Source organism: Photobacterium sp. DA100 (assembly GCF_029223585.1).
In the GTDB taxonomy this organism is placed as follows: domain Bacteria; phylum Pseudomonadota; class Gammaproteobacteria; order Enterobacterales; family Vibrionaceae; genus Photobacterium.
Window position 1 is genome coordinate 3,553,687 of record NZ_CP119423.1, and the last position, 25,081, is coordinate 3,578,767.

Genomic DNA, 25,081 nt, shown 5'->3' on the forward strand with positions numbered 1-25,081 from the left:
AACAAAACAGCAGTATCTTGCGAATGGAGCATCAGGCTAGTCAATCTCGTCGATGACTACATGGCTGTTATTTGCCCTCAGGGCTTGGATCCTGTCGAAAGTTTCCCCGAGCTTGCCCGGCAGCTTGTAACCATGTGCCACCATGTCATCAATATCCTTATCCATCTCTGACTTCGGGATGTTGTTGGTGACCTCGCTGATCGCCGATTCCCGCTCGTCCAGCTTGATATCGCGGTCATAAATCTCCACTTCCTCAAACGCCTCGAGGTAGAGCGTACGAAACTCTTCCGCGATGTATTTTTCTGACAGCGTTCTGAGCTTGGCCGATTTGCGCTTGCTGATATAGATTTCAACCCGGCTAACCGGTTTTTTCAGGGTCAGGATATTGGTCCGGGCCTCGAGGATTTCGCGATCTGTCGGGGTATCTTTCAACGCCTTGAAGACCGCAAAAGAAGGTGGCCACTCTTGACCTTTCTTCAAGCGCTCGTCCAGGTTATCTTTGAGACGGCGGTAACTGTTGCGATCCAACGAGGCAGCAAACTGCATCAGCCTTTCGCCCGGCTCATCACCGAACTCCTGGCGCACCTTGCTCTGCCCGAAGTTCATGTTCATATCATACCAAAACTGCATGATTTTCTTTTGCTCGGTGCCGGTGTACTTATCCAGCATCACTTGGGTCTTCGGGGAGAAGCCCGATGTCCCCTGGCTGTCAGATACAAAGCCAACAGCACCGGCGTCGTCGGGTTGCGGGGCCGGGGCGGGAGCGCTACTCCTTACTGCCGGGGCAGAAGGCTGAGCCGGGGCAGAGGAGGCCGTAGAGGCACTTTTTTCGGACTGTTGATGGGCTTTCAGCTCGTTCTTCACTCGGTTCCAGTACTCGGCATGAGTTTCACTGATATTCTTTGGCGAACTCATAGTAGGTCATCCCCTTCGTCATCACTCTTAAAGTTAAAGTTAGCAATCTTTTCTTCCAAGATATCAATCGCGCCCCGCTTCACCGACTGGGGTCTCGCGGCCGGACGGCTGTATCCCTGCTTGTAGCTTTTCTCGCTATGAAGGTGGGAATGCAGGCGGCTCCTGAGCTCATCGAGGGAGTATAGCTGTTTGGTCGGAGTTTCCCGGAGACGCTCGACAAACGATGCCCATACCTGGGTTTGGCTGCCGTAGCCGCTCTTGAACATCACCGCTTCGGCCCAGGGCTCGATAACATTTGGGGAGAGCTCGAGAATATTGATAGCTTTGCCAGAAATCGTCTTATTCACCGGGGTAACTTGAGAGCGATGGAAGCTCGACACCCGCTTGGCATTGCTATAAACATCCTGCTGGCCATGGGGCTGGGTATACCCCGTATTGCCAGCAGGTGCGCTCTGATCAACATAGGTATCAAAGTTCAGACGGCCATTGATCTTGCCGCTAGTACGGTAACTCGCGGAAGCCTTGTTCACCCCAATGATCACCTGCTCCATCGAAAGCTTGGCAATCAGATTATCGATCATGCTCTCAGAGGCACACATCATCTCTTTGAGCTGCGCCATGCTGGTAATGAAGGCACCATCTCGGTCCGATAGCTCAGCGAGGGCCACCAGCAGCAGCTTATCTTCCAGGTTAACGGTTTTGTGGCTCCAGGCCTTTTCGAGAAATTTCGATGACATGAGTATCTATACCAGAAAAATTATGGATAACGGCGAGACAGAAGACGATATTGTAACAAACACCGGCAGTGGTACGAACAAGTATAGCGCAGTTTATTTCTTGACCGGGTGGGCCCGCAGATCGCGCGGCCGCCCTAGAATGGCTGGTTGATCATAACCCGGAACAAGCTGTCCTCACTGCCCCAGGCCATTTCGGTTCGTACCACGATCCCTTCGACCTGGAAACGCACGGCACCACCGACGCTCCATTTCATATCACGGTGCAATTCGGCCAAATCGTACTCATCGGCCACCCGGCCGACATCAACAAAAGCCACCCACTGCCACCATGGCACATCGTACCATTCAAATACCGGCCAATCTTCCAGCGGCTGCCAGTCAGGCATCACCCGGTATTCCATGCTGTAGCTCAAGGCCGCCCGATCGACAAAGCGGCCACCGGAAAAGCTACGCAGCCGATACAAGCCGCCCAGGCGGTTGCCCGCATAGGCCGGTGGACGACGGAACACGTCACTGCCATTGACCTGCTCTGTGCTGTTCCAGCTGGGAATATCCGCCGTATACATGTTCAATGCCAGTACCTGCTGGTCGAACAAATCGCCCAGGTTACCGAACGACCAGAACCAACTCTGCTCAAACGCCCACTTCCACCAGCTGGCACGATCACTGCTGCCGGGATCGACCATCACCGAGAACTGACTTTGGCTCCCTTCGGTCGGATTGCGGGTGTTGTTGCGGTTATCCCAGTCAAAGCGGGTCTCCAGCCCCCATACTTCTTCGGCCTCGCTGAAGCCGCCCGGCTCAATGTGCGAGGTCGGTAGCTCGTCGAATTCCCGCCTCTGGTAAAACGGCCTTAACTCCAATGAGCTGACGCCACTCTGCCACGGAGTATGGCCAGTCAGACGGCGAACCGGCATCAACGCCGCCCTGAGTCCCTGAGTTTCCCCAGCCCCCAATGGCAGCACATAACGCATGGATAAGCGGTATTGGAACTCCTTGGCATCGGCTACAACCTTGTCGTCAACCGTGGAGTCATTGCTAGAAGCTTCACCGAGGTAATAGTCGAACTGCTGATAACTGGCATCGAACAGCTCGGCGCCAAAGAGCCAGCGGCTGTCCTGGCTGAGAATATAGTTGCTGGCACCGAGATAGGTCAGCCAGGTACCTTTTTGGCTGTACACCCCTGCCCCCAGCAGGGCGGCTTGGGGCTGACCCGCGCCTTTGAGCAAACCGGCCATACCGACCGAAATACCCATGGCATCGGTCGAGAAGGCAAAGGGGACAAAGGCCGTTTCGGGCGTCCATGAAGGCCAGCTATCGGCCCAGCTGGTGGTTGAGCATGAAAAAGCCGCAATCATTGCTGCGGCTTTGAAAATTCTTGTCATTATTATGGGGTTATTCGCTTGTCAGTTAGAGATAAGCCATGGCGACTCTTGATGTTAGTTTAGTCACCAGCTCATAGGCAATAGTTCCGATATGGGCTGCAACAATCTCGGCTGGCAAGCCATCGCCCCACAAGATGGCCTCATCGCCGACCTTGTCGATCGAGTCCGGTCCGAGATCGACCGTCAGCATGTCCATCGATACCCTGCCGGCCATCGGCACCACGCGCCCGTTGACCAACACCGGGGTACCGTTTGGTGCGGTACGCGGATAGCCATCACCGTAGCCAATCGCAATCACGCCCACCTTAGTATCACGCTCGCTGGTCCAAATCCCACCGTAACCCACCGACTCGCCCTTTTTCACCTCACGCACCGCGATCAGGCTAGAGGTCAACGTCATGACTGGCTTCATATTGTATGACTCCGCCGCCCGCTCAATCTCAGCAAACGGCGACACGCCGTACATAATAATGCCGGGACGGATCCACTCGAGGTGGCTATCGGGCCAGGCCAAGATCCCGGCAGAAGCGGCCAGCGAGCGCTCGCCGCTGCAGCCGTCGGTCAGGGCCATGAAGGATTCTATCTGGCGTGGCGTGACATCGCTGGACAGCTCATCGGCACAGCCAAAATGGCTCATATAACGCAGCGGCTTGGCGACATTCGAGCAAGCATGGAGACGATCGACAAACTCGGTGTATTGTTCAGGGCGGACCCCGAGGCGATGCATACCGGTATCAATTTTCAGCCACACGACCACCGGAGCGTCCAGCTCGGCCTGCTCCAGGGCCTCAAGCTGCTCGATGGAATGAACGACAGTGTGAATATTGTTGGTTACCAGCACCGGCAAATCTGATGGCGCATAGAAACCTTCCAGCAACAGCACTGGCTTGACGACACCGCCAGCCCGCAAGGTCAGTGCTTCCTCGATCCGGGCAACCCCGAAGCCATCGACATCGGGCAGGCTCTTGGCCACATGCTCCAGCCCATGGCCGTAGCCATTGGCCTTCACCACCGCCAGGATCTTGCTGTTCGGCGCCTGGCCGCGGATTTGCTGCAGGTTGTGAGTCAATGCCTCGGTATTGATATACGCTGTTGCCGCTTTCATCTCTGTTCCTACTTATTACTGCCCCGGCAAACCGGTACTACATCTATGGCTATATCAGCCTTATTCATCATCAAAGGCCGGGCCGGCGTAATTATCAAACCGGGAGAACTGACCTTGGAATGTCAATCGCACTGTGCCGATCGGACCATTACGCTGCTTACCGATAATGATTTCAGCAATGCCTTTGAGCGCACTGTCTTCGTGGTATACCTCATCACGGTAGATAAACATGATCAAGTCGGCATCCTGCTCGATGGCACCCGATTCACGCAAGTCCGAGTTCACCGGGCGTTTATCGGCCCGTTGTTCCAACGAGCGGTTCAGCTGCGACAGCGCCACCACTGGCACATTGAGCTCTTTGGCCAGCGCCTTGAGCGAGCGGGAGATCTCCGCGATTTCCAGAGTACGGTTGTCCTGCAGGCTCGGTACCCGCATCAACTGAAGGTAGTCGATCATGATCATGCTCAGGCCGCCGTGGTCACGGGCAATACGCCGGGCCCGCGAGCGTACTTCCGTTGGCGTTAGGCCCGAGCTATCGTCGATATACATGTTCTTCTTTTCCATCATTTTGCCCATGGCAGAAGAAACACGCGCCCAATCCTCATCATCGAGCTGGCCGGTACGAATCTTGGTCTGGTCCACCCGCGCCAACGAGGCCAGCATACGCATCATGATCTGCTCCGATGGCATCTCCAGCGAGAAAATCAACACCGGCTTTTCCTCGGCCATCGCCGCGTTCTCACACAGGTTCATGGCAAAGGTGGTCTTACCCATCGACGGACGGGCGGCGACGATAATCAAATCCGAACCCTGCAGGCCGGCGGTCTTCTTGTTCAGATCGGTAAACCCAGTCGTCACCCCGGTCACCCCGTCCTGCGGGGTCTGATAGAGGATCTCGATACGCTCTAGGGTCTTCTCGAGAATGCCCTCTACATTCTGCGGGCCTTCATTTTCCGAGGTACGCTGCTCGGCAATGGCAAACACCTTGCTTTCCGCCATATCCAGCAGCTCTTCGCTGTCCCGCCCCTGGGGATCATAGCCGGCATCGGCAATTTCATTGGCCACGCTGATCATGTCACGGATCAGCGCCCGCTCACGGACAATCTCGGCATAAGCCAGGATATTCGCCGCTGACGGGGTATTCTTCGCCAACTCCGCCAAGTAGGCAAAACCACCGACATCCTCAAGTTGGTCAGCGTTTTCAAGGTGCTCGGACAAGGTGATCAAATCCAGCGGGTCACCGCCTTCCAGCAACGCGGCCGCCCCTTCGAATATAATCCGGTGGGGCCGACTGTAGAAGTCTTTGGCTACCACTTTCTCGGCAACAACATCCCATTTTTCGTTATCCAGCATCAAGCCGCCGAGAACCGACTGCTCAGCCTCTATCGAGTGCGGCGCCATCTTAATCGCGTCCATCTTGGAGTCTTTAGGTTGGTTCGGTTTGCTATTCTCTGCCATAGAAATTGAAATGATTGCCGGAAACTAAGCCGTGCATTATACCTTAATTCGGAAGGAGTCCATCTATCAATATAGCGCCGATAACGATTTTCCCTTCTGAAATGCCATATTAGTGTCTTACGAGCAATTCGGTACATTCTGTTCGCAATTCCTGACCCAAATATGACATAAATCGGTTACACTGCGGGGTTTGGTAATTGACTGTTTCAACCAACGAGGAGGCCGCTTGGCAAGAACCCTGTTAGCTTTATTACTGCTTGCCAGCACCCAAGCCAATGCCGCCACCAGTGATGAGCGTCCAACCCGGATCCCGCCGCCATTGAGTACCGAACTGGAACTCGGTTATCAATCTCTCGGGGGTAACTCGGACTCGCAAACCCTCAACACCCGCCTCGGGGGGACGTACGTCAAGAACCAGTACCGTCATACCGGTGAATTCCGGTTCCTGCTGGCCGAAAAAGACGGGAAGGAAGACAAGCGCAAAGGCCAGGTCGAGCTGCAGAGCGACATGAAAGTCAATGAAAGGACCTATGTGCTGGGCAACATCAACTACGTCGATGACCGCTACGGGCCCTATTTTACCGATTTCACCCTGGCAACCGGTCTGGGTTACCAGTTAGTCCGTAGGGAAACCTTCCAGATGGAGGTGGAAGCTGGTCCAGGTTACCGCCATCAAGAGCCCAACCTCGATGAGATCGATGACGACGACATCATCCTGCCAGAGACGGTGGATGAGCTGATCCTTCGTGGCAATGCCAAAATGACCTGGAAACCATCAAAAACGGTCGAACTCGGTGTCCGCCTGACTGGTATCGCCGGCAACAGTAACAGCACCATGGAAGCTGAATTCAACCTGACGACAGACATCAGTGACTTTGTCGCCATCAAAATCAGCAACAACCAAAAGCTCAACAGCTGGGTACCCGATGGCTTAAAGAAGCGCGACTCAGCCATGACGATTAACCTGCTGTTCAAGATGTAAACCCCGCCCAAGCTAACGACTTTCGCCTCTCCAACACTTACTCCACTGTTTTTCAGGCATAAAAAAACCAGCCCGGAGGCTGGTTTTAAGCTATCAACACAAAACGCTATTAGTCTTCAGCAACAACGTTTAGGTTAACAGTTGCGAATACGTCAGAGTGCAGCTGGATGCTGATCTCGAATTCGCCAGTCGTACGTAGTGCACCTTCAGGTAGGCGAACTTCGCTCTTCGCTACTTCAACGCCAGCAGCAGTGATTGCTTCAGCGATGTCACGAGTACCGATAGAACCGAATAGTTTACCTTCGTCACCAGCTTTAGATGCGATAACTACAGCTTCAAGCGCGTTAACTTTCTCAGCGCGTGCTTCAGCAGCAGTAAGTTGCTCAGCAACTTTAGCTTCTAGCTCAGCACGACGAGCTTCGAACATTTCAACGTTAGCTTTAGTAGCCATTACTGCCTTGCCCTGTGGGATAAGGAAGTTACGAGCAAAACCCGCTTTAACGTTAACCTGATCGCCAAGGCCACCTAGGTTACCGATTTTATCAAGTAGAATAACTTGCATTATCTTGTCCTCTTAAACTTAATTAAACCGCTACCGATTACTGATGCTTGTCAGTGTATGGTAGAAGTGCTAGGTAACGAGAACGCTTGATAGCGCGAGCTAGCTGACGCTGGTATTTAGCGCGAGTACCAGTGATACGGCTTGGTACGATTTTACCAGCTTCAGTGATGTAGTTTTTAAGAGTTGCTACGTCTTTGTAGTCAATCTCTTGTACGCCTTCTGCAGTGAAACGGCAGAACTTACGACGACGGAAGAAACGTGCCATGGGCTTATCTCCTGAACTAAATTTTTTCAATGTGATCAGCATACAACATCAACTTACCAAGACTATTCGGTCCGGTACGGTAAGGAATCCCCTACCTTGATGGCGTTGCCGATAGCTAAATCTTGAGTGAGAACTTGTTGACCTTGCCTGCTCACTACCACGCCGCTGTAACGAGACATTTGCCGTGGTAGCTCAGCGTATTGCCAGTAGATGAAACACCCGCTGGCGACCGGCTTCGTCTAAAGGACCAGGCCGAGGCCTAGTGGATCCAGACGATGGTCATTGAACAATTACTCAGCTGCAGCTTCGCCTTCAGATTGTGCAGGTTCTGCACGCTCTTCACGACGTGGGGCACGCTCTTCTTTAGCCTTCATCATTGGAGATGGCTCAGTGATAGCGCCTTTAGTGCGCATGATCATGTTACGGATCACAGCGTCGTTGAAGCGGAAGTTAGACTCTAGCTCGTCGATTACAGACTGCTCAGCTTCAACGTTCATTAGAACGTAGTGTGCTTTGTGCAGTTTGTTGATTGGGTAAGCCAGTTGACGACGGCCCCAATCTTCTAGACGGTGAATCTGACCACCAGAATCTTTGATTGCACCAGTGTAACGCTCGATCATGCCAGCAACCTGCTCGCTCTGATCTGGGTGCACCATGAATACGATTTCGTAATGACGCATGGGTTGCTCCTTACGGATTAATCAGCTTCTCGGATTGGCTCGGTTAACCAAGAGAAGCAAGGAACTAAAGTAAATAACCGAGAATTTGGAGGCAGAATAGTACAGAGAATGGGCAATCGACGCAAGAGAAATTTGTGATGAAAGGTGGTTCTGTGGTTCTGTGGTTCTGTGGTTCTGTGGTTCTGTGGTTAGAAAAATAACAAACCCCATGAGCTAGACAAGCAAGCACCTTCACTTACTCACTAAATCACAGGGTTTAGTGTTAAGGAAGCGGGCAAAGACCTCCCCGCTCCTTTACCATAGCCCCACAGTACCATAGCACCACAGGAACGTTTAGCTTACTGCCTTTGGCGTACCGCTTCGAACAGGCAGATGCCGGTTGCAACAGAAACGTTCAGACTCGATACCGAGCCGGCCATCGGGATTTTGATCAAATCATCGCAGGTCTCGCGAGTCAGGCGACGCATGCCCTCGCCTTCCGCGCCCATCACAATCGCCAGCGGGCCGGTCAACTTGCTCTGGTAGATATCATGGGTTGCCTCACCGGCAGTGCCCACGACCCATACGCCTTTTTCCTGCAGGGCTCGCAGGGTGCGGGCCAAGTTAGTCACACGTACCAACGGCACCACTTCCGCCGCGCCACAAGCCACCTTGCTGGCGGTCGCATTCAGCTGGGCAGAGCGATCTTTCGGTACAACCACCGCCACCGCACCGGCAGCATCGGCATTACGCAGGCACGCCCCCAGGTTGTGCGGATCGGTTACACCATCCAACACCAACAGCAGCGGGTTGTCTTTGCCAGCCAGAATCTCGTCAAGATCGTTTTCGTTGTACTGCTTGCCCGGGCGCACGCGGGCAATAATGCCCTGGTGTGATGCCCCTTTGGCTTTATCATCCAGCGCCTTGCGACCAGCCTGCTGGATAGTGATCCCAAGCATCTGCAACTCATTGAGCAGCGGCAGCAAGCGGTCATCCTCACGGCCTTTAAGGACAAAGACCTCGATGAAACGGGAAGGATCTGATGCCAAAACGGCTTTCACGGCATGAATGCCGAAAATCATGTCATTACTCATGGATTAAATCTTCTTTGCTGCTCGTTCTTTCTTACCGGCACGCTGTTTCTTCTTACGGGCCTTGGTCGATTTCTTCTTCGCGGTCGGCTTACCCTTGCCGTCCTTCTTCCCGGCTTTCCCTTCCGGCACCTTGTCTTCCTCGAGCTTGGGGATAGCACCGGCTTTTAGCTTCTGGCGCACCGAGCTGCGCTCTTTCTTCGACTTCGAGCGCTGCTCCTGCTGGGCTTCGCCATCCGCGACCCGGTAAACCTTCAGGCTCTGGCGCTGCATGCCCTCAGCCTTACGCATGCGCTGCTTTTTATCACGGTTCTTGGCCGTTTTACCAGCCCCGCGCGGCTTGCGGGTGCTACCGACGATATCGAAGTCAATCTGGCGGTCGTTGAGGTTGATCGAGGCCACTTTGACCTTGACCGTATCGCCAAGGCGATAAACCTGTCCCGAACTGTCGCCAATCAAGCGCTGGCCGATCGGATCGTACTGGTAGTAATCATTGGCCAGGTTGGAAATATGCACAAGGCCATCGATATTAAGCTCGTTGAGACGGACAAAGAAACCGAAACCGGTGACATTGGCAATCACCCCGTCAAACTCATCGCCCACATGGTCTTGCATGTATTCACATTTCAGCCAGTCGGCCACGTCACGGGTCGCATCGTCGGCACGGCGCTCGGTCATCGAGCACTGCTCACCCAGGGTATCCATATCATCAAACGAATAATGGTACCCCCCGGTCGGCGTCCAGCGATCTTTGTTAGTCCCTTCCTGCTTGGCCACCAGGTACTTGATCGCACGGTGCAGCGTCAGGTCAGGATAACGGCGGATCGGCGATGTGAAGTGGGCATAACGGTTCAGAGCCAGGCCAAAGTGGCCGATATTGTCCGCCTGGTAAACCGCCTGCTTCATCGAGCGCAGCAGCATAGTCTGGATCAGTTCATGATCCGGACGGCTCTGGATCATCGCGGCCAGTGCCGCGTAATCCTTCGGTGCCGGCTCCAAGCCGCCAGACAACTGCAGCCCCAACTCGCCAAGGAAATCCCTGAAGCCTGTCAGGCGCTCTTCGCCTGGGGTATCGTGCACCCGGTAAAGCGCTGGCTCTTTGGCTTTTTCCACCAAGGAAGCCGACGCAATATTGGCCATAATCATACATTCTTCAATGATTTTGTGGGCATCGTTACGCTCTGCCGGCACAATGCGGTCAATCTTACGATCGGCATTGAAGATAAACTGGGTTTCAACCGTTTCAAACTCAATCGCCCCGCGTTCTTCACGCGCCGTCTTGAGGACCTTGTACATGCTGTACAGCTCTTCGAGGTGAGGCACCAGCGGTGCATAGCGCTCGCGCAGCTCTTCATCCCCCTCAAGCATCTTGCTGACTTTGGTGTAGGTCAAGCGCGCATGCGAGTTCATCACCGCTTCGTAGTGCTTGTAGCCAGACAGCTTGCCTGATGCCGAGATGGTCATCTCACACACCATACACAGGCGGTCCACCTGCGGGTTAAGCGAACACAGGCCGTTCGACAGCACTTCCGGCAGCATCGGGATAACCTGAGACGGGAAATACACCGAGTTACCGCGGCGAACCGCTTCTTTGTCCAGTGCCGAATCCGGGCGAACGTAATAGGACACATCGGCAATAGCCACCCACAGGCGCCACCCTCCCGATTTCTTGCGCTCGCAGTACACCGCATCATCGAAGTCGCGGGCATCTTCACCATCAATGGTCACCAACGGCAGCTCGCGCAGATCGACACGACCCTGCTTGGCCTCTTCAGGTACTTCTTCGCCCAGTCCCTGAATTTGCTTCTCGACTTCCGGTGGCCACTCGTGCGGAATATCATGGGTTCGCAGGGCGATTTCGATTTCCATCCCCGGTGCCATGTTCTCGCCCAGGACCTCGACCACCTTGCCGACGGCATTGTACTGGCGAGTCGCGCGCTGGCTGATCTCGACCACCACCACGTTGCCCATTCGCGCGCCCATCCGCTGGTCGTTCGGGATCACGATATCTTGGGCAATACGGGAATCATCCGGCACCACATAGCCCATACCGTCTTCGATAAAGAAGCGGCCGACAATCTGACCTTCGTATTGCTGCAGTACACGCACCACGCGCCCTTCGCGACGGCCGCGCTTATCCGTGCCGGCAACCTGGGCCAGGATGTAATCACCGTGGATCACCCCACGCATCTGATGATGGGGAAGCAGCAAGTCTTCTTCCTTGCTATGTGTGCCTTCCGGGCGCAGGAAGCCAAACCCGTCCCGATGACCGATCACATGTCCCTTGATCAAATCGAGACGCTCCGGCAGGGCATAGCACTGACGGCGAGTGAAGATCAGCTGACCGTCACGCTCCATGGCGCGCAAGCGTCGACGCAGGCCCTCGTATTGTTCATCGCCCTCAAGTTTCAGCTCTTCAAACAGCTGATCGCGGCTGACGGGCGTCGAGTAACTGCGAATTACATCCAGCAGCATTTCACGGCTGGGAATAGGGTTTTCGTAGTTTGAAGCTTCGCGATCGCGAAAAGGATCGACCGGTATATCGGTAGTACCTTTTGACATAATTAGATCCAAGTTGGCGAAGAGATACTTCAAGTATATCTGCGCCCTAGGTGAACAGACGGGAGCCAAGTCGAAAAATTAGCTCCCCAGAGAGATTTTGAAGTTATTGATTTGCTGTCACTGAGCAGGCTGATCCAACAGGACACGCAGAGGCGGGTTGTCCTCGATCATTTCTGACAAGGTATGATTGTCCAGCTCATCCAGGAAAGCCTGGCGCGCACTGAATAGAATGCCTTTCAGCCGGCAGGCTGGAGTAATATGGCAAAAGTCCTCACTGCAATTAACGATTTGCAAAGGCTCGATCGCCCGCACGACGTCGCCAAGCACGATTTTATCGGCAGGCATGCCTAAGCGGATCCCGCCATTTTTACCGCGCACTGTTTCGACATAACCCAGCTGACCCAGCTTATTGATGATTTTCACCATGTGGTTACGCGACACGCCGTAGACCTCGGTCACTTTGGTTATGCTCGCCAGCTCACCCTGCGGCAGGGTTGCTAGGTATATTAGGGCACGCAGGCCGTAATCGGTAAAACTCGTCAGTTGCACAATAACTCCTCCTGACGACATTTTAATCTGGTTATTGACTAAAAGATACAGATACGATAGAACTTAAAACATATATTATAAATACACCATTAAAGGTAACGTCATGCTCAACACCAAAACTATCGAGATCGTGAAAGCAACCGCTCCGATTATTGCCCAAACCGGTCCGGCCCTAACCGCTCATTTCTACGAGCGTATGTTCAGCCACAATCCTGAACTGAAAGATATTTTCAACATGAGCAACCAGCGTAACGGTGACCAACGCGAAGCGCTGTTCAATGCTATCTGCGCCTATGCCAACAATATCGAAAACCTGCCGGCCCTGCTGCCTGCGGTTGAGAAAATTGCCCACAAACATACCAGTTTTATGATCACCGCCGAACAATACGCCATTGTCGGCGGCCACCTGCTGGGCACCATTGACGATCTTCTCTCGCCAGGCCAAGACGTCTTGGATGCGTGGGCTGAAGCCTACGGCCTACTCGCTGACATCTTTATCAAACGTGAAGAGGAAATCTACCAAGAGAACGAAGGCAAGTCGGGGGGCTGGCGCGGTACCCGTGAGTTTATCTTGACCGAGAAAACCCAAGAGAGCGAGGTGATCACCAGCTTTGTCTTCAAGCCCACCGACGGAGGCCCTGTCGCAGACTACCAGCCAGGCCAATATCTGGGGATCTACCTCCAGCCAGAAGGCTTCGAATTCCGGGAAATCCGCCAATACAGCCTGTCTTCTGCGCCACAAGCCGATCAATACCGTATTTCGATCAAGCGCGAAGAGGGGGGCAAGGTATCAAGCTACTTGCACGATACCCTGCAAGTAAGTGACAAGGTGCAACTTGCCCCGCCAGCCGGCGACTTCTTCCTGGATGCTGAAGCAACGACTCCGGTAGCACTGATTTCTGCCGGTGTCGGACTGACGCCAACCCTTTCGATGCTAGAAGCCTTAACCGACCACCAGGCCAACGTGCACTGGCTACACGCCGCCGAAAACGGCAACCACCACGCTTTCAAGCACACCGTCGCACGCATGGTTGCCAAATACGACCATTTCACCAGCCATACCTGGTACCGTGAGCCGCTGTCCTCTGACAGCCAGGCCGAAGACTTCCAGTTTGACGGTATGATGGATCTTGGCAAGGTCAAAGATCTGGTGACGACACCGGGTATGCATTACTACTTCTGCGGCCCGGTCGGTTTCATGCAGCATATCGCCAAGCAGCTACTTGCGATGGGCGTTGCCGAAGAGCAGCTTCACTACGAATGCTTCGGCCCACACAAGGTGATTTAATCGCAATAAAAAAGAGAGGCCCCGGCCTCTCTTTCTTTATCTATCTTCTGGACTGGGCGCTAGCCAGCCCCAACTTTCAGCTTGCTTTGCTTACCAGAAACTATCCCGTCGCTTGGCTCTGGCAATCACATTGTCCGGCATCCGGCTTTCCAGACCGCGGCGCAGACTGGCGATCTTGTTGTGGGTGCTTTGGCTCGCTGTCACCGTGTTGTACAGCCATCGGTAGGCATCCTCAAAGTCGAGCGGACTGCCGTAATTACTCAACAGCAACTCAGCCAGCTGAATCCGGGCATCAACATTCCCCATCGCGGCGGCTTCGCGCAGATAGGGGATCGCCCGCTCGCGGTCTTGCTGAACCAAGGTACCGCGGGCGTAATAGCGCCCGAGCTGCTCCAATGCTGCCGGAGACCCTTGCTGGGCAGCCGACTGCATGTAGTGGATACCCAGTTCGACATCTCGCTCGACACACACGCCCCAGGCCAGCATATCGCCATACAGGAACTGGTAAGAAGGGGACTCGACCCTGATTGCCCAGGCCTCAATATCCTGCACCAGCTGACAATCGTCGGCCTGAACCTGCTGTAAGTGGCTGTTGGACACAAACATCCGGTTGAGCTCGTTTTCGCTATACACCGGCACAGCATCCCCAACCTCTTCCAGAGCGGAAGCGGGAATTGCGCAGCACAGGGCGATAGCAAACATTAACGGGCGTAGGCTCATGGATAGATCTCTTTCCAGACGTGCTAACGTTATCGGCGGCAAGCCGAGAGACTTTAGGGAAAAAACCACCTAAGCGGCAATTTTCCGTCGCCCCAATGACTTAATCCAATTAAGTTTTTGACGCAACCTTCCGCCCCCTAATTTGGAACCAACCCCCGCTTTGGTACCACCGCCGGACAGCCATAAAAAAAGCCAGCCCGACAAGGGCTGGCTTTTGCATCAATCACTGCATCAGCAATTACTCACCGTACGGGTGAACCTTGATGATTGTCTCGTTACGGTCAGGACCGGTAGAGATGATGTCGATTGGCACACCCGTTAGCTCTTCAATACGTGCGATGTAATCTAGAGCCGCCTGTGGAAGTGCATCCAGAGACTTGGCACCGAATGTTGTTTCAGACCAGCCAGGTACCGTTTCGTAGATTGGCTCGATGTTCTCGTAAGCGTCAGCCGCCATTGGAGAGACTTCTAGGATTTCGCCATCTTTGGTCTTGTAGCCAGTACAGATCTTGATCTCTTCCAGGCCGTCCAATACGTCAAGCTTGGTTAGGCAGAAGCCTGAGATTGAATTGATCTGAATAGCGCGACGCATAGCAACGGCATCGAACCAACCAGTGCGGCGTAGACGGCCTGTTGTAGCGCCGAACTCGTTGCCGACGGTACCAAGATGCTTACCCACTGGGTCTTGCTTGTCTTGACCGTCATATAGCTCGGTCGGGAACGGACCTGCACCAACACGGGTACAGTATGCTTTCGCGATACCTAGGATGTAGCCAAGGTGGCGTGGGCCGAAGCCAGAACCTGCCGCCACACCACCAGCGGTGGTGTTAGAAGAGGTTACGTACGGGTATGTACCGTGGTCGATATCAAGTAGGGTACCCTGCGCACCTTCGAACATGATCTTGTCGCCGCGTAGACGTGCATCATCAAGCTCTTTAGTTACGTCGATAACCATTGACGTCAGGATATCGGCCTGCGCCATGATGTTTTCAAGTACTTCTTCGTAGCTTACCGGCTCAGCATTGTAGTAATGCTCAAGCTGGAAGTTGTGGTAAGCCATAACTTCTTTAAGCTTCTCGGCAAATGCTTCTTTGTCGAACAGGTCGCCGACACGCAGACCACGGCGAGCAACTTTGTCTTCGTAAGCTGGGCCGATACCACGGCCAGTTGTACCGATTGCCTTCTTACCGCGAGCGATTTCACGCGCTTGGTCAAGGGCAATGTGGTAAGGAAGGATTAGCGGACAAGCTTCTGACAGGAACAGACGTTCACGAACAGGGATACCACGCTCTTCAAGTGGACCCATTTCTTTCATCAGTGCGTCTGGAGAAAGTACAACACCGTTACCGATGATACATTTAACGTTGTCACGTAGGATACCTGATGGGATCAGGTGAAGGACAGTTTTTTCACCGTCAATGACTAGGGTGTGACCAGCGTTGTGGCCACCTTGGTAGCGCACTACGTATTTTGCATCTTCGGTCAATAGATCAACGATCTTACCTTTACCTTCGTCACCCCATTGGGTGCCAAGAACGACTACATTATTTGCCATCTTTCTTCGTCTATCAGTAGTTAAAAAGGGATTCTAGCACCTTCAACGTTGGCTTGCAGTCATTTTTTGACCATAAGCAGCAAAACGGCAGGAAGCCTGTCACGCAAACGTGCTAGCGGAATTTACATACTAGTGTACATCATATAAGCGATGACACTGCCAGCAACCACCAAGCACCCACCGATACGGCGCAGGGCATTGTCATCCTGCTGGCTCAACTGGCTCACCATCTCGCGCCAGCCTCTCGGGGCCAGCAAGGGGCCAAGTCCTTCAAAGACAAGCACTAGCCCCAATGCCATCCATACTGCCTTACTCATTGTCGTCTCCTCGCTTTGGTAGCCCGATTATACCCAATAAAAAAGGCAAGACCGAAGTCTTGCCTTTTCATCACAACCTGAATGGCGCTTAGTTAACCACGCCACTAGATTCCTTCATATACTTGAAGAAGTCCGTATTAGGATCAATCACTAGGATGTCGCTCTTCGAGTTGAAGCTATTCTCGTAGGCTTTCAACGAACGCAGGAAGTTGTAGAACTCCGGGTTTTTGTTGAAAGCGCCAGAGTATATCTGAGCGGTTTGCGCATCGGCAGCACCACGAACCACACGCGCTTGACGGTCTGCATCAGCGATTATCTTCGCAACCTCTAGCTCAGACTGAGCGCGGATAACTTCCGCTTTCTCGCGACCCTGAGAGCGGTGCTTACGGGCAACCGACTCACGCTCGGCACGCATACGGCGGTAGATTGACTCGCTGATCTCATCAGGCAGGTTGATTTTCTTCATGCGGAAGTCCACCACCTCGACACCCAAGTCTTTAAATGCGCTGACTTTGATGTCGGCCAATACATTGGCCATGATTTGATCACGCTGACCTTCGACCTCTTTGCGAGGCGCGACTTCAGCCACGATTTCCGACGCTGGTGCGTCATCTTCTTCTGCCACAGCCGTGCTGTCTAACTTAGCACCACGGTCTGGGCCAGAGACGATCTGCTTGATTTCTCGAGAACCGATCTCCGCGCGCAGGCTGTCGACCACCTTACGTTTCAGAAGTGCTTCTGCCGTTGAGACATCACCACCACCTGTCGTCAGGTAGTACTGGCCGAAGTCTTCGATACGCCACTTAACGTAGGTATCGATGATCACGTCTTTTTTCTCGGACGTTACAAAACGGTCAGCCTGGTCATCCATGGTCTGGATACGAGCATCCAGAGTACGGACACGGTCGAATACCGGCACTTTGAAGTGCAGGCCCGGCTCGTAGATCTTTGCCACATCCGAATCAGGCGCCTTAAGAATACGGCCGAAACGAACCACAATACCGCGCTCGCCTTCCTGAACCACGAACATTGACATCAACAATGTCGCGATAAAGACAACAATCACAGGGATCATTAACTTACGCATAATTAAAATCTCCCCTGACGGCCAGTATCAGTACTACGTGGCGCAGTTGATACCGGGGCGGTCTCGACTTTTTCGAGTTCGATACCGTAATCGCTAGACGAGCCACTCTTCGGCTGGCTGCTCTGCTGGGCTGGATTAATCAGTTTATCCAGTGGCAGGTATAGCAGGTTGCCGCTTGACTGCGAGTCGACCATCACTTTGCTGGTATTCGAGTAAACGCGTTCCATCGTCTCAAGGTACAGACGATTACGTGTAACTTCTTTTGCGGCCAGGTATTCAGGCAACAGCTTTTCAAACTGCGCCACTTCACCGAGTGCACCGTTGATCACACGCTCAGAGTAACCTTCCGCTTCTTTCTTCAGACGCTCAGCACGACCGGTTGCCTTCGGCAAGATGTCATTGCTGTAAGCTTCTGCTTCACGAACGAAACGCTCCTCATCCTCTCGCGCTGCGATAGCATCATCGAAAGCGTCTTTAACCGCTTCCGGCGGACGGGCAGACTGGAAGTTGACGTCAACGACCAACAGACCCATGTCGTAACGCTGGATGATGCTATCAATCGCTTCTTGCGTATTGGCACGGATCACCTGACGCCCCGTGGTCAAGGCCTGATCCATGGTCGAGTCACCGATCACAGCACGCAGTGCTGAGTCCGTTGCCTGACGCAAGCTGTCATCCGCATTAGTAACGCTGAACAGGTACTTCTGTGGCTCGGCCACACGGTACTGAACGTCCATTTCAACTTTCAGCACGTTCTCGTCTTTGGTCAGCATCAAACCTGAGCTGCGCAAAGAACGGATTGCCTGTACGTTAACCGGCTCAACTTCATCGATAAAGGTAGGCTTCCAGTTCAGACCCGGATCTACCATTTCGTAGAATTTACCGAAACGCAGAACAACCCCGCGCTCCGCTTCGCCGATGGTATAGAAACCGGAAAAGCCCCATACCGCTGCAGCCAATACTGCGATTATCCCAAGACCTGCAGCACTGCCGCCAGTCGAAGGTCCCTTTTTATTCCCCAAAATGCCACCGAATTTACGACTCAGTTTTGAAAAAACCTCATCGAGATCCGGCGGACCTTGATCACGACCACCGCGATTATTGTTCCCCCAAGGGTCTTTATCACGGCCGCCGTTGTTACCAGGCTCATTCCACGCCATTATAGAACTCCATCAATATGATATGACGACAGTTTTTTTTATTACTCTAGCAGTCCATTAAGCAACGATAAAGTCATCTAACGAAGTACTTTCTCTTTTTTGTAACCTAGACCACTCTGCCAGCGGCAAGCGGATGTCAATTTTCAGGCTGCCATCAGTGTCATATTCTTCATTGACAATACAGCCCAACTGGTAAAACTTGCTCCGGTAACGCCCGATATACTGGGGCGGCAACCGCAGGGTATGTCTCACCATGGTGCCAGACAGACGCTCGGTCAGAGCATCGAACAGCAGGTCAATACCCAGCCCTTCCATCGCCGAGACCCAAACCCGCTGGGGAACACCGGCATCATCACGCTCGATACGTGGCGAAGCCCCTTCCAGGTTGTCGATCTTATTCATCACCACCAAGGTTGGCACCTCGCTGGCCTCGATCTCTTCGAGGACCGTATCAACCGCTTCAATGTTTTCACGGAAACGATCATCGCTGGCATCGACCACATGGAGCAACAAACTGGCATCCTGGGTTTCTTTCAGGGTTGCCTTGAAGGCTGCGACCAAGTCATGGGGCAAGTGACGAATAAATCCGACCGTATCGGCCAAGATTGACGTACCGACATCGGCGACATCTATCTTACGCAGGGTTGGATCTAGGGTGGCAAACAACTGGTCAGCGGCATAGACGCCGGCATCCGTCACCCGGTTGAACAACGTCGACTTGCCGGCGTTGGTATACCCCACCAGGGAAATCGTTGGAATTTCCGCACGGTTACGTGCCCGTCGCCCCTGATCACGCTGCTTGGCAACTTTCTCAAGACGGCGCAAAATCGTCTTGATCCGGTCGCGCAGCAAGCGGCGGTCCGTTTCCAACTGGGTTTCGCCCGGTCCACGCAAGCCGATCCCGCCTTTTTGACGCTCAAGGTGGGTCCAACCGCGGATCAATCGGGTTGAGATGTGACGTAGCTGTGCCAGCTCGACTTGCAGCTTACCTTCATGGGTACGCGCGCGCTGAGCAAAGATATCGAGGATCAGACCGGTCCGGTCCAGTACCCTGCATTTGCAAATTTGCTCCAGGTTACGCTCTTGCGCTGGAGAAAGTGAATGGTTGAATATGACGATTTCGGCGTCTTCAGCCCGAACCGCTTCGGCAATTTCCTGTGCTTTACCTTCACCCACGTAATATTTAGGGTGGGGAGTTTTACGGCTACCGGTCACGACCCGTAGCGTATTAACCCCCGCCGAGGAGACCAGCATTTCAAACTCGCTTAGGTCTTCCCACTCCCCTTCTTGCGTGAAGTTGATATGAACAAGAATCGCCTGCTCACCGGTTTCATAACGGTCAAACAAGCAATCAACTCCTTAGAGAAGAATATTATTCTTCTGTTTTTTCTTGTGAACGTTCTGCCGAAGCTGGGCGGTCACCTGTGTGGTGGTGGTTAACTGGACGTGCAGGCACCACGGTTGAAATCGCGTGCTTGTATACCATCTGGTTAACGGTGTTCTTCAGTAGGATCACAAACTGATCAAAAGACTCAATCTGGCCCTGTAGCTTGATACCGTTAACCAAGTAAATTGAGACTGGGATTCTTTCACGACGCAAAGCGTTCAAAAATGGGTCTTGCAAAGATTGCCCCTTAGCCATTATTTCTTTTCCTTATTTGTTTGTAGTTGTAGTTAGCAACGAACAAAATTAAAAATACGCAAAACAGTATCAGTATACACGCTAATCAAACATCACATCTAACTGAGTTTGTGACGGTTTGTAACGCAGATTCTGGGTCACTGCTATCCAACCACGTCAGATCTTTCCAGCTTCTCAGCCAGGTGATTTGACGCTTCGCCAATTGACGGGTGGCACAGATGCCGCGGAAAACCGCTTCATCCAAAGAACACTGCCCGTCCAAATATTCCCACATCTGACGGTAACCTACACAACGTATTGAAGGGAGATCTGGGTGCAGATCACCTCGCTCATACAAAGCACGAACTTCCTGTTCAAAACCTGCTTCGATCATCTTTTCAAAACGTTGCTCGATCCGCCGATGCAGCACAGCCCTATCCGTGGGAGTTATTGCAAATTGGTGAACCCTGTAAGGCAAGGCATCACCTTGGGTTTTCGTAAGCTCGGTTAAAGTTTTACCCGAAATACGAAAAACTTCCAATGCGCGTGAAAGGCGCTGGGGATCATTGGGGTGGATACGCGCCCCGGAAACCGGGTCAATCCGCACCAATTCCTCATGCATCGCCTGCCAGCCCTTTTCCGCCGCTTCCTGCTCTATCTGAGCGCGGATCGCCGGATCAGCCGCTGGCAACGGTGACAAACCTTCCAATAATGCTTTGTAGTACAACATAGTACCACCAACCAATAAAGGAATGCGCCCTTGTGCAACTATATCAGCCATTTCTTTCAGTGCATCAGCGCGAAAGTCTGCAGCTGAATAACTTTGCGCTGGATCACGAATATCGATCAATCGATGCGGTGCCAGTGCCAACTCTTCAGCATCCGGCTTCGCGGTACCGATATCCATATTTTTATAGATAAGGGCTGAATCAACACTTATCAACTCTACAGGTAATTGTTGGCGTAACCGGATCGCCAAATCGGTTTTGCCCGACGCAGTCGGGCCCATCAGGAATATCGCCTGAGGTAGTGGCTTAGTCATAATTAAACGCTTCTATTGCTGCGCTCACGTCTACCGGACGCAGCAAGTCTGAAAAATAGTGTTCGAGTTCCGAGCCCCACAGCTGCTCCAGTTCAGTCACCAACTGGATAGCCTGGGATAAGCTATAGGTCTCACTGGCCACGGTCAGCTGGCCTGCGAGCCAATCCAACAGTTTGTCCCATCCCTGCGCTTCAGGATCGTCGGCCACGGCTGCCAAGTAGGCCAGCAGCGCCGGTATCAATTGCTGCAGGTTCTGCTGCCGCAACGGCTGGCATACCGACAAAACAATCAGCTGCTGCTTATTCTTGGCCTTGAGCTGAATACCGAGCTGTTTGAGCAACATCGCGTGCTGCTCGGCGCAGTCTATCATACCCGGCGCCACCGGAATGGAATGCGGGATCAGCAGCGGCTGCGGCTTTAACCCTTCCGTTTGGGCCAAGCGCAACTGGCCTTTGGTCCGCAGGCACTGGGCCCGGGTAAGGGATAGCAGTGCCAGTCCATCATCGCGGCTGAGCAGCAGGTATTGCTGGGCCACCAGCGACAGAGCCTTGCCCAGCCCGATACCATTGGCCGTATCAATGGCATCCTGGCGAGTTGATGGCTGCGGGGCAGCCGGCGAGGGTGAGGTCACAGTTTGTCTGGCCGATACCGGCAGAGTCTGATTCGGCTGACTCTGCGCCGGCGACTCCACGGTGCGCATCAGCTGCTGATAGGCCTCGACCTCTTGCGGGCTTGGTCCATCATCCTGGTAACATGCACGGCTACTGCCTCCAGAGCGCCCAGCCCCCGCAGACGAATAACCGCCGTCTCGATAGGATTGCTCAGCCTTCGGCTGAGTACGAGAGACATCAGGCCGCTCACGGTAGGCTGGCGACTCTGTGCGCTGAGAGCTGGTATCGCGGCTACCGGCACTTCCCGCCGAGCCTCCACCACTGGATGATAGCCAATCCCGCGCTGGTGCCTTGCTAGGGTAATCCGGCGTACGTGCAATGGCGGCTGAGGCAGCATCCGGTTCGGCAATACCATGGCCCTGCGATGACGAAGAATGAGACGCAACCGGGGGAATGTAAGATGGTTGCGAAGCATGAGCACTGGCTCGAGGCGCCGGAATATTCATCGTCTGCTCGGCATCCTCCGCGGCCCCTTCAATCAAAGCGCTTTGCAGTCCCTGACAGATAAAGTCATGCACCAGACGGGCTTGGTGGAAACGCACTTCATGCTTGGCCGGGTGCACATTGACATCGACCTGGTGGGGGTCGACATCGATAAACAGAACATAGGCCGCATATTGATCCGGCGCCAGACTGCTCTCGTAGGCTTGGCGGATAGCATGATTGATCAGCTTATCCTTCATCATCCGGCCGTTGACGTAGCAGTACTGGATATCATTCTGTGCTCTTGCCCCCTGAGGGCTACAAATCCAGCCACCCAGCTTGAGATCGCCATGGGCCAGCTCGACGGCCAATGCATGGTCCAAGAACGCCTGTCCGCACACGGCGGCCAAGCGGCGTTCTTTCTGGACTTGCGTGTTGGCTGCGCGGTACTGGCGCACCACCTTGCCGTTATGGCGAAGGTTGATGGTGACATCCATCCGGCTAAGGGCGATACGCTTGAGCAGCTCATCAATATGGCCGAACTCGGTTTTCTCGGTGCGGAGGAACTTCCTACGGGCAGGGGTGTTGAAGAACAGATCCAGTACCTCCAGCGTGGTACCAACCGGATGGGCAGCTGGCTTGAGCTGCACTTCCATATCCCGCCCTTCTGCATACGCCGCCCAGGCTTCTTCCTGCTCAGCCGTCCGAGAAGTTAAGGTCAGGCGCGATACCGAGCTGATACTGGCCAGCGCTTCACCGCGAAACCCAAGACTGGCAATGGCTTCAAGATCATCAAGGGTGGCAATCTTCGAGGTCGCATGACGGCTCAGGGCCAACCCGAGCTCATCTTTTGGGATCCCCTTGCCATTGTCACGGATCCGAATCGTCCGGCTGCCGCCCTTGTCGATATCAATATCGATCCGGGTGGCACCGGCATCAAGACTGTTTTCGACCAGCTCCTTGACTACCGACGCCGGCCGTTCAACAACCTCGCCAGCCGCAATCTGGTTCGCCAACCTCGCTGGCAAGATCTGAATAGGCATAATCAACTACTCGGGATAGTAAGTTTTTGTCCAACCGCCAGTTTATCGGAACGCAACTGGTTCGCTTCACGCAAACGGCTCACGGTAACACCATAGTTTTCGGCAATCTTACCGAGAAACTCACCACGCTGCACGGTATGGGTCACCGAAGCCGGTGCCTTCACCGTAATTTTCAGTTTCTGTCCCACCGCCAACTCGTCGGAGCGTAGCTGATTGGCACTGCGGATACTTGCCACCGTTACGCCATACTGGCCCGCAATCTTGCCGAGGAACTCACCACGCTTCACGGTGTGGGTCACGGTCTTGGTTGTCGTCGCCGCAGTCGTCGTCACCGGAGCCTTCGCTGAAATTTTCAGCTTCTGGCCAATCGCCAGCTCATCGGAACGTAAATTATTGTCGCGCCTGATACTCGCTACGGTAACCCCGTACTGGTTGGCAATCTTGCCGAGGAAATCACCGCGCTTCACGGTATGGGTCACCGTTTGGGTCGCAGCCGCAACAGCGGTCGTGGCCGGTGCGGTGGCTGGCGCCTTACCCGGGATCACCAAGACTTGCCCCACCTTCAAGGTATTCGACTTGAGGTTATTGGCCTGCTTGATGGCCGCTACTGATGTATCGTAACGACTCGCGATCACACTCAGCGACTGGCCGCTGGTCACTTTGTGCCGGATCCCTTGGTTGCGGGAGGCGAACAAAGTCCCTTCCGGTGGCTTCTCGTTGAAGTACGACAGTACCCCGCGGTAAACCGCATCAGCCAGCTTGTTCTGGTGTGACTTCGAGTTTAGCAGCCGCTCTTCGGTCGGGTTGGTGATAAATCCAGTTTCAACCAGCAGCGACGGAATATCCGGTGACTTCAGCACTGCCAAGCTAGCATGCTCCGGCTTGCTCTTGTGCAAGGTCGTTACCTTGCTCATTTCTTTCAGTACCCGGCTCGCTACGTCGTAGCCTTCTTTTTGCGAATGGCTGAACTGCAAATCCAGCACGGCCATACTCAGATACTGGTCATCGTTGCCACCGGACAGTACATCACCGCCCCCGAGCAGCTCCGACTGTTTCTCATGCTGCTCAATCCAACGACCAATTTCACTATTGGCACGGCGGGTGTTAAGGACCCAAACCGATGCCCCGCGCGGCTGCGGCTGATGGAAACCATCAGCGTGGATCGAGACCAGCAAGTGGGCACGCTTGCGGCGGGCAATTTCCGTTCGCCTGTTGAGGTTGACAAAGTAATCCCCCTGACGGGTCATTACTGCCTTCATTCCCGGGGTGGCATTGATCCGTGCCGCCACCTTTTGGGAAATTTCCAGAGTAACTTTCTTCTCATACAACCGGCTCGGGCCGATTGAACCCGGATCCTCACCACCATGGCCAGGGTCAATCGCGACAATGATATCGTCGGTACCATAAGGCAAGCTGGCATGTTGGTTGGCTACAGGCTGTTGCGGCGTCGATTCAGGCTTCTTTGCTGTGGCAACCTTGCCATGCGGCAAGTCCATCACCAAACGGTGGCTATAAGTACCGTCCGGCGTCGGTGCCAGCTTAAATAACTTAGGGGTCATCCCCGCTTTCATTTCCAGCACCAGACGGTAAGTCCCTTTCTCCGGTGCACCACTGTTGCGAATTTTGGTCAGGATTGCACTGTCTTTGACCACCAAAGGCAGCTTGGTTTTCAACGTTGTCTGCTTAAGATCCACCACCAAGCGGTCTGGCTTGGTAAGGGTAAAGTAGCTGAAAACAGCTTCATCTTTCAGATCCAGCACCACTCGGGTTTCTTCGGGTGCCGGCCAAACCCGGATCCCTTTCAGTTCATTGGCCATTGCCAACGAGCTAAATAAGCTGACCCCTACAATCACAGCATGAAAAAAAGCCCGTAACGACATCCTA

General features: G+C 53.8%; 23 protein-coding genes. 2 read left to right on the forward strand and 21 right to left on the reverse strand.

What is annotated here, in order from left to right:
• Window positions 1-36: 36 nt before the first annotated feature.
• The 5 genes from PTW35_RS16150 to PTW35_RS16170 form a co-directional block, all read right to left on the reverse strand.
• Complete coding sequence (locus PTW35_RS16150) at window positions 37-915, reverse strand: hypothetical protein (RefSeq protein WP_281025837.1); 879 nt, start codon at window positions 913-915, stop codon at window positions 37-39.
• Entirely contained in the window at window positions 912-1,652 is a 741-nt protein-coding gene (locus PTW35_RS16155; protein WP_281025838.1) for a hypothetical protein, read from the reverse strand. The genes PTW35_RS16150 and PTW35_RS16155 overlap by 4 nt, the downstream gene beginning before the upstream one ends.
• Before the next feature lie 134 nt (window positions 1,653-1,786).
• Complete coding sequence (locus tag PTW35_RS16160) at window positions 1,787-3,037, reverse strand: BamA/TamA family outer membrane protein (RefSeq protein ID WP_281025839.1); 1,251 nt, start codon at window positions 3,035-3,037, stop codon at window positions 1,787-1,789.
• A gap of 25 nt (window positions 3,038-3,062) precedes the next feature.
• On the reverse strand, window positions 3,063-4,142 hold the full coding sequence (gene alr, locus PTW35_RS16165; RefSeq protein WP_281025840.1) for an alanine racemase: 1,080 nt from the start codon (window positions 4,140-4,142) through the stop codon (window positions 3,063-3,065).
• 60 nt (window positions 4,143-4,202) lie between these two features.
• A complete protein-coding gene (locus PTW35_RS16170; protein WP_281025841.1) occupies window positions 4,203-5,600 on the reverse strand; it encodes a replicative DNA helicase in 1,398 nt (465 codons plus the stop codon).
• A 226-nt stretch (window positions 5,601-5,826) separates the two neighbouring features.
• Between PTW35_RS16170 and PTW35_RS16175 the strand changes: the two genes are divergently transcribed.
• Window positions 5,827-6,582, forward strand: a complete 756-nt coding sequence (locus PTW35_RS16175; RefSeq protein ID WP_281025842.1) for a DUF481 domain-containing protein — start codon at window positions 5,827-5,829, stop codon at window positions 6,580-6,582.
• Between the two features lie 109 nt (window positions 6,583-6,691).
• On the opposite strand, the gene rplI is transcribed toward PTW35_RS16175, so the two are convergent.
• The 6 genes from rplI to nsrR form a co-directional block, all read right to left on the reverse strand.
• Entirely contained in the window at window positions 6,692-7,144 is a 453-nt protein-coding gene (gene rplI / locus PTW35_RS16180) for a 50S ribosomal protein L9 (RefSeq protein WP_281025843.1), read from the reverse strand.
• 37 nt (window positions 7,145-7,181) lie between these two features.
• Complete coding sequence (gene rpsR, locus PTW35_RS16185) at window positions 7,182-7,409, reverse strand: 30S ribosomal protein S18 (RefSeq protein WP_002539422.1); 228 nt, start codon at window positions 7,407-7,409, stop codon at window positions 7,182-7,184.
• 290 nt (window positions 7,410-7,699) lie between these two features.
• Window positions 7,700-8,089, reverse strand: a complete 390-nt coding sequence (gene rpsF, locus PTW35_RS16190; RefSeq protein ID WP_281025845.1) for a 30S ribosomal protein S6 — start codon at window positions 8,087-8,089, stop codon at window positions 7,700-7,702.
• A gap of 338 nt (window positions 8,090-8,427) precedes the next feature.
• Window positions 8,428-9,162, reverse strand: a complete 735-nt coding sequence (gene rlmB, locus PTW35_RS16195) for a 23S rRNA (guanosine(2251)-2'-O)-methyltransferase RlmB (RefSeq protein WP_281025846.1) — start codon at window positions 9,160-9,162, stop codon at window positions 8,428-8,430.
• Between the two features lie 3 nt (window positions 9,163-9,165).
• On the reverse strand, window positions 9,166-11,721 hold the full coding sequence (gene rnr, locus PTW35_RS16200) for a ribonuclease R (protein WP_281025847.1): 2,556 nt from the start codon (window positions 11,719-11,721) through the stop codon (window positions 9,166-9,168).
• Window positions 11,722-11,838: 117 nt separating this feature from the next.
• Window positions 11,839-12,270 carry a nitric oxide-sensing transcriptional repressor NsrR gene (gene nsrR / locus PTW35_RS16205; protein ID WP_281025848.1) on the reverse strand — a complete coding sequence of 144 codons (432 nt, stop codon included), beginning with the start codon at window positions 12,268-12,270 and terminating at the stop codon, window positions 11,839-11,841.
• Between the two features lie 103 nt (window positions 12,271-12,373).
• Between nsrR and hmpA the strand changes: the two genes are divergently transcribed.
• Complete coding sequence (hmpA, locus tag PTW35_RS16210) at window positions 12,374-13,558, forward strand: NO-inducible flavohemoprotein (protein ID WP_281025849.1); 1,185 nt, start codon at window positions 12,374-12,376, stop codon at window positions 13,556-13,558.
• A 90-nt stretch (window positions 13,559-13,648) separates the two neighbouring features.
• Here hmpA and PTW35_RS16215 read toward each other — a convergent pair whose 3' ends face one another.
• The 10 genes from PTW35_RS16215 to PTW35_RS16260 all read right to left on the reverse strand — a co-directional run bounded on the left by PTW35_RS16215 (window position 13,649) and on the right by PTW35_RS16260 (window position 25,077).
• Window positions 13,649-14,278, reverse strand: a complete 630-nt coding sequence (locus tag PTW35_RS16215; RefSeq protein ID WP_281025850.1) for a tetratricopeptide repeat protein — start codon at window positions 14,276-14,278, stop codon at window positions 13,649-13,651.
• A gap of 238 nt (window positions 14,279-14,516) precedes the next feature.
• The gene (locus tag PTW35_RS16220) at window positions 14,517-15,833 is read right to left on the reverse strand and encodes an adenylosuccinate synthase (protein WP_281025851.1); all 1,317 of its coding nucleotides are present in this window, start codon (window positions 15,831-15,833) and stop codon (window positions 14,517-14,519) included.
• A 122-nt stretch (window positions 15,834-15,955) separates the two neighbouring features.
• On the reverse strand, window positions 15,956-16,150 hold the full coding sequence (locus PTW35_RS16225) for a DUF2065 domain-containing protein (RefSeq protein WP_281025852.1): 195 nt from the start codon (window positions 16,148-16,150) through the stop codon (window positions 15,956-15,958).
• Window positions 16,151-16,238: 88 nt separating this feature from the next.
• Entirely contained in the window at window positions 16,239-17,237 is a 999-nt protein-coding gene (gene hflC / locus PTW35_RS16230; RefSeq protein ID WP_281025853.1) for a protease modulator HflC, read from the reverse strand.
• A gap of 2 nt (window positions 17,238-17,239) precedes the next feature.
• Entirely contained in the window at window positions 17,240-18,397 is a 1,158-nt protein-coding gene (gene hflK, locus PTW35_RS16235; protein WP_281025854.1) for an FtsH protease activity modulator HflK, read from the reverse strand.
• A gap of 57 nt (window positions 18,398-18,454) precedes the next feature.
• A complete protein-coding gene (gene hflX, locus PTW35_RS16240; RefSeq protein WP_281025855.1) occupies window positions 18,455-19,744 on the reverse strand; it encodes a ribosome rescue GTPase HflX in 1,290 nt (429 codons plus the stop codon).
• Between the two features lie 25 nt (window positions 19,745-19,769).
• Entirely contained in the window at window positions 19,770-20,039 is a 270-nt protein-coding gene (gene hfq / locus PTW35_RS16245; protein ID WP_039458576.1) for an RNA chaperone Hfq, read from the reverse strand.
• Window positions 20,040-20,124: 85 nt separating this feature from the next.
• Window positions 20,125-21,060, reverse strand: coding sequence for a tRNA (adenosine(37)-N6)-dimethylallyltransferase MiaA (gene miaA, locus PTW35_RS16250; protein ID WP_281025856.1), 936 nt, complete (start codon window positions 21,058-21,060; stop codon window positions 20,125-20,127).
• A complete protein-coding gene (gene mutL, locus PTW35_RS16255; RefSeq protein WP_281025857.1) occupies window positions 21,053-23,197 on the reverse strand; it encodes a DNA mismatch repair endonuclease MutL in 2,145 nt (714 codons plus the stop codon). The genes miaA and mutL overlap by 8 nt, the downstream gene beginning before the upstream one ends.
• A 2-nt stretch (window positions 23,198-23,199) precedes the next feature.
• The gene (locus PTW35_RS16260) at window positions 23,200-25,077 is read right to left on the reverse strand and encodes a LysM peptidoglycan-binding domain-containing protein (RefSeq protein ID WP_281025858.1); all 1,878 of its coding nucleotides are present in this window, start codon (window positions 25,075-25,077) and stop codon (window positions 23,200-23,202) included.
• Window positions 25,078-25,081: the final 4 nt, after the last annotated feature.

Coding starts and splice junctions, on each gene's coding strand:
- PTW35_RS16150 (WP_281025837.1), bottom strand. CDS start 915: ATGAGTTCGCCAAAGAATATCAGTGAAACTCATGCCGAGTACTGGAAC.
- PTW35_RS16155 (WP_281025838.1), bottom strand. CDS start 1,652: ATGTCATCGAAATTTCTCGAAAAGGCCTGGAGCCACAAAACCGTTAAC.
- PTW35_RS16160 (WP_281025839.1), bottom strand. CDS start 3,037: ATGACAAGAATTTTCAAAGCCGCAGCAATGATTGCGGCTTTTTCATGC.
- alr (WP_281025840.1), bottom strand. CDS start 4,142: ATGAAAGCGGCAACAGCGTATATCAATACCGAGGCATTGACTCACAAC.
- PTW35_RS16170 (WP_281025841.1), bottom strand. CDS start 5,600: ATGGCAGAGAATAGCAAACCGAACCAACCTAAAGACTCCAAGATGGAC.
- rplI (WP_281025843.1), bottom strand. CDS start 7,144: ATGCAAGTTATTCTACTTGATAAAATCGGTAACCTAGGTGGCCTTGGC.
- rpsR (WP_002539422.1), bottom strand. CDS start 7,409: ATGGCACGTTTCTTCCGTCGTCGTAAGTTCTGCCGTTTCACTGCAGAA.
- rpsF (WP_281025845.1), bottom strand. CDS start 8,089: ATGCGTCATTACGAAATCGTATTCATGGTGCACCCAGATCAGAGCGAG.
- rlmB (WP_281025846.1), bottom strand. CDS start 9,162: ATGAGTAATGACATGATTTTCGGCATTCATGCCGTGAAAGCCGTTTTG.
- rnr (WP_281025847.1), bottom strand. CDS start 11,721: ATGTCAAAAGGTACTACCGATATACCGGTCGATCCTTTTCGCGATCGC.
- hmpA (WP_281025849.1), top strand. CDS start 12,374: ATGCTCAACACCAAAACTATCGAGATCGTGAAAGCAACCGCTCCGATT.
- PTW35_RS16215 (WP_281025850.1), bottom strand. CDS start 14,278: ATGAGCCTACGCCCGTTAATGTTTGCTATCGCCCTGTGCTGCGCAATT.
- PTW35_RS16220 (WP_281025851.1), bottom strand. CDS start 15,833: ATGGCAAATAATGTAGTCGTTCTTGGCACCCAATGGGGTGACGAAGGT.
- PTW35_RS16225 (WP_281025852.1), bottom strand. CDS start 16,150: ATGAGTAAGGCAGTATGGATGGCATTGGGGCTAGTGCTTGTCTTTGAA.
- hflC (WP_281025853.1), bottom strand. CDS start 17,237: ATGCGTAAGTTAATGATCCCTGTGATTGTTGTCTTTATCGCGACATTG.
- hflK (WP_281025854.1), bottom strand. CDS start 18,397: ATGGCGTGGAATGAGCCTGGTAACAACGGCGGCCGTGATAAAGACCCT.
- hfq (WP_039458576.1), bottom strand. CDS start 20,039: ATGGCTAAGGGGCAATCTTTGCAAGACCCATTTTTGAACGCTTTGCGT.
- miaA (WP_281025856.1), bottom strand. CDS start 21,060: ATGACTAAGCCACTACCTCAGGCGATATTCCTGATGGGCCCGACTGCG.
- mutL (WP_281025857.1), bottom strand. CDS start 23,197: ATGCCTATTCAGATCTTGCCAGCGAGGTTGGCGAACCAGATTGCGGCT.
- PTW35_RS16260 (WP_281025858.1), bottom strand. CDS start 25,077: ATGTCGTTACGGGCTTTTTTTCATGCTGTGATTGTAGGGGTCAGCTTA.